This window comes from Nevskia soli (assembly GCF_903970205.1).
GTDB lineage: Bacteria > Acidobacteriota > Terriglobia > Bryobacterales > Bryobacteraceae > Bog-113.
On sequence record NZ_CAJCHS010000203.1, the window covers coordinates 1 to 3,403 of the forward strand.

Genomic DNA, 3,403 nt, shown 5'->3' on the forward strand with positions numbered 1-3,403 from the left:
CCTACGGCGGGGTGAGTTGAACCGCGTCTATCGGATTCTTCGAAAGGCCTACGCGGAGCGCCCTTTCAGTGGCGAGGGCGCGTACCGGTTCGGAGCGCGCTGGTCGCGAGTCGGGACGCGAATCGCCTATACGGCCGAGCATCTATCGCTGGCGATGGTCGAGTACTTCGTGCATCTTGAGGTGGGTGACCCACCAACAGACCTGGTGGTGGCCGCGGCGGACGTCCCGGAGAGCGTGTCGCGAACGGCCGTTTCTACCGATGAGTTGCCGGCCGATTGGAGAGCGATGCCTGCGCTGCCGCGGCTGGCGGCGATCGGCGATCGTTTCGTGAGTGAGGCGAAGTACGCGGTGTTGCTGGTTCCTTCGGCGGTCGTTCCGGTGGAGTTTAACTGGTTGCTGAATCCCGCGCATCGGGAGTTCGAGCGGATCACGCTGCTTCCGGTGGAGAGCTTTGCGTACGATGCGCGGTTTTTTAAGTAGCCGCTTTACGACTCAAAGGTCAGCTTGATTCGTTGGTTCGGCGCGATCGCGAACCACCGGCGCGAGAGTGCGGAGCGCAGGGCGCGCACGTTTTGAATCTCGATCTCTGTTAGCGCCCGAGGGGCGAATTTGTTGAACTCGTCGGCGCTCCACAATGCATTGGACGCGCGCTCGGAATCGAACAGACCAACCAGCTTCTCCACTTCAAGTGCCTCGGCGGGAACGGCGCCGCGCGTACCTTTGCCGGTGGTATCCGCTACATCCCACCCTTCAGCAATCAAACCGAAGAAACCGCGACGGTAACCCAGAACACTCTCGACTACGAAATGAGTTAGATCGTGCATGGCGAAATGCGCGGCGTGCCTGGTTTGTTTCTGCCAGGTGACTGAACCATCCTGGCGGATGCATCGAAGCAAACCGGTGCCATCCGGCTGCTTAAGGATTTCGATGTGTAACATCAAACGAGAGTTAAAGCCCGCTCGTGTCCACGCGCCGCAACCGGCTCAATGCGCGTGACACGTCTGTCGCGAATCAGCAGCGCCTCGTCAAATAGATTCACGGACGGGCAAATGTGCTTCGGCAGCAGATACAGCAGTTCGCCGATCGCGGGCGCATCGTCCGCAGGCACCGCAATCGGCAGATGCTCTTCACTTGGCTTTAGCGGCTCAAAGTCACTGTGGCCGACAACGACGCAGGTCGGCACGCCCGCATCCGCTGACACGCTCTTGTGTCCGGCGTCGCACGTGACGCGGCCCGGCGCGGGATGGCTCACCACGGTCGCGATTACGAGAGCGGCGGCCTGGAATCCGTAACCGGGGAGTTGCGCGAGACTGTTCACGTCGTTGAACACGATCGTCCCCGGCGACACGCGATGTACGAACGCGCCTGACGTGAAGCCGGCATAGCTCAAGGAACACGGCATGGCCGGAGTTCCCGCCGTGATTACTTCGCCCGCGCGCAATCCGGCGTCGGTCAGCTTCGCGACCAAATCCATCAGCCGGTCATAGCCCGCGTACGCCAGCCGTTCGCGGTCGTTCATCGACGGCGCGGTGACGTGACCGTCGTAATAGTGGATGCCTCGGAACCGCGCGCCGGCCGCCTGGGCGAGTCCGATGATCCCCGACGCATCCTCCTGGCCGACTCCCGTGCGGTCCATCCCCGGATTCACGTCGATGAAGATGCCGATGTCCGAACCGCGCCACAAAGCCGCCTGCGCCGCATTCTCCACCAGGACCGAAACGCGCGTTCCGGGATGCTCTTCCGCAATCTCCATGACCCGCCGCGCATGCGGGCCGGTCAACGGAAACGCCACCAGAACATCCGGCGCCCCCGACTCACAGGCCATCGCCAACTCGCGCGTGGTCGCGCACTTAAACTGACGCACGCCATAATGCAGCAGGCGCTCGATGACCCATCGCATCTTCGCGGTCTTCAGGTGCGGCCGCCAGCGATTCGCGTCGCCGTCCATCATGCGCAGCGCCGCTTCGATGTTGGCGTCGACCTTGTCCGCGTATACCGCCAGCGCAGGCGTCAGAATCGCTTCTGCGTCTTCGAACGTGTAATCCTCAAGCTTCATCCGTGGCTCGCATTCTCATCACAACATTCGGCTCGTACGGCGACCTGCATCCCTACCTCGCGATCGGCCGCGAGCTGCGGAATCGCGGACACTCGGTCACCCTAGCTACCAGCATGATCTATCGCGAGAAGGTGGAAGCGGAGGGTTTCTCGTTTCATGCTGTTCGTCCCGAGATCGATCCCGACGATCGCCGCTTTTTTGAAGCGCTCTTCGATCGCCGGCGCGGCAGCGAGCACGTGATCCGCTGGGTGGCCGGCGTTGTGCGCGAGACGTTCGCCGATACGCTTCCGGCCGCCCGCGAAGCGGACCTCATCGTCACGCACCTGATCACGTTTGCTGCCGTCGCGGTTGCTGAGCACTTGAAGAAGCCGTGGGTGTCGACCGTCCTCGCACCCGCCTCGTTCATCTCGGCGTATGATCCGCCGCTCATCCCGTCGGCTCTGTGGGTGACGAAGCTCCGCGTTTTCGGTCCGGCGTTCATGAAGCGGATTTGGGATGTCGGGCGCCGGAAGAGCCGGGCGTGGGTGAAGCCGGTACTGGAGCTTCGCCGCGAACTGGGGCTCGACACACGCGAGAGCCCGCTGTTCGAAGGCGCGAACTCGCCGGCGCGCATTCTTGCTCTGTTCTCGCGCGCGCTCGCCGAACCGGCGATCGACTGGCCCGAACAAACGATCGTCACCGGTTTCTGTTTCCACGAACACGCGCAGAGCGAATGGGCTGGGCGCGAGCCACTCGAAGCGTTCCTCGCCGCGGGTGAACGGCCGGTCGTTTTTACGCTCGGATCGTCAGCGGTAAGCGTCGCGCGCGACTTTTACATTGAAAGCGCTGCCGCGATTGCGAGTTTGAAAGCGCGCGCCATCTTCCTGACCGGACCGATGCCCCAGCACCTTCCCGATCCGTTGCCGCCGAATATCCTGTGTCTCGAATACGCACCGCACGCCGCGATCATGCCGCATGCGTCCGTGATCGTGCATCAAGGCGGAGTGGGGACAACGGCCGAAGCGATGCGTTCCGGCCGCCCGATGCTGGTCGTCCCGTTCTCGCACGATCAATTCGATAACGCGGCTCGCGTCAAACGCGCGGGGATCGGCGAGACTTTGCCGCGCGAACGCTATCGTGCTTCGCGAGTTGCAGCGCTACTTTCGAAACTGCTCATGAATCCGTCCTATGCTGCTGCGGGAGCGGCGATAGCGGAGCGGATTCGATCGGAGCACGGCGCGCGCCTGGCGGCGGATGAGATCGAACTCGCGCTGAAAGAGCCGGTGCTATCCTGAGATTTCGCAAGAACGCACCCGCCCGCAACGGCGGGTTTTTTAGTTTCATGCTCGACTTCAGCAAATTGAATG

Annotated in this window: 4 protein-coding genes; 2 read left to right on the forward strand and 2 right to left on the reverse strand. The window is 62.6% G+C overall.

What is annotated here, in order from left to right; all coding sequences use genetic code 11:
* On the forward strand, positions 1-481 hold a 481-nt coding region (locus H1Y01_RS09140), incomplete at its 5' end, for an RES family NAD+ phosphorylase (protein ID WP_180540133.1).
* 5 nt (positions 482-486) lie between these two features.
* On the opposite strand, the gene H1Y01_RS09145 is transcribed toward H1Y01_RS09140, so the two are convergent.
* Entirely contained in the window at positions 487-939 is a 453-nt protein-coding gene (locus H1Y01_RS09145) for a hypothetical protein (RefSeq protein WP_180540134.1), read from the reverse strand.
* A complete protein-coding gene (locus H1Y01_RS09150) occupies positions 939-2,057 on the reverse strand; it encodes a D-TA family PLP-dependent enzyme (RefSeq protein WP_180540135.1) in 1,119 nt (372 codons plus the stop codon). Before H1Y01_RS09150 ends, H1Y01_RS09145 begins: the two co-directional genes overlap by 1 nt.
* 2 nt (positions 2,058-2,059) lie before the next feature.
* Here H1Y01_RS09150 and H1Y01_RS09155 point away from each other — a divergent pair, with 2 nt between their 5' ends.
* The gene (locus H1Y01_RS09155; RefSeq protein WP_180540136.1) at positions 2,060-3,331 is read left to right on the forward strand and encodes a glycosyltransferase; all 1,272 of its coding nucleotides are present in this window, start codon (positions 2,060-2,062) and stop codon (positions 3,329-3,331) included.
* Positions 3,332-3,403: the final 72 nt, after the last annotated feature.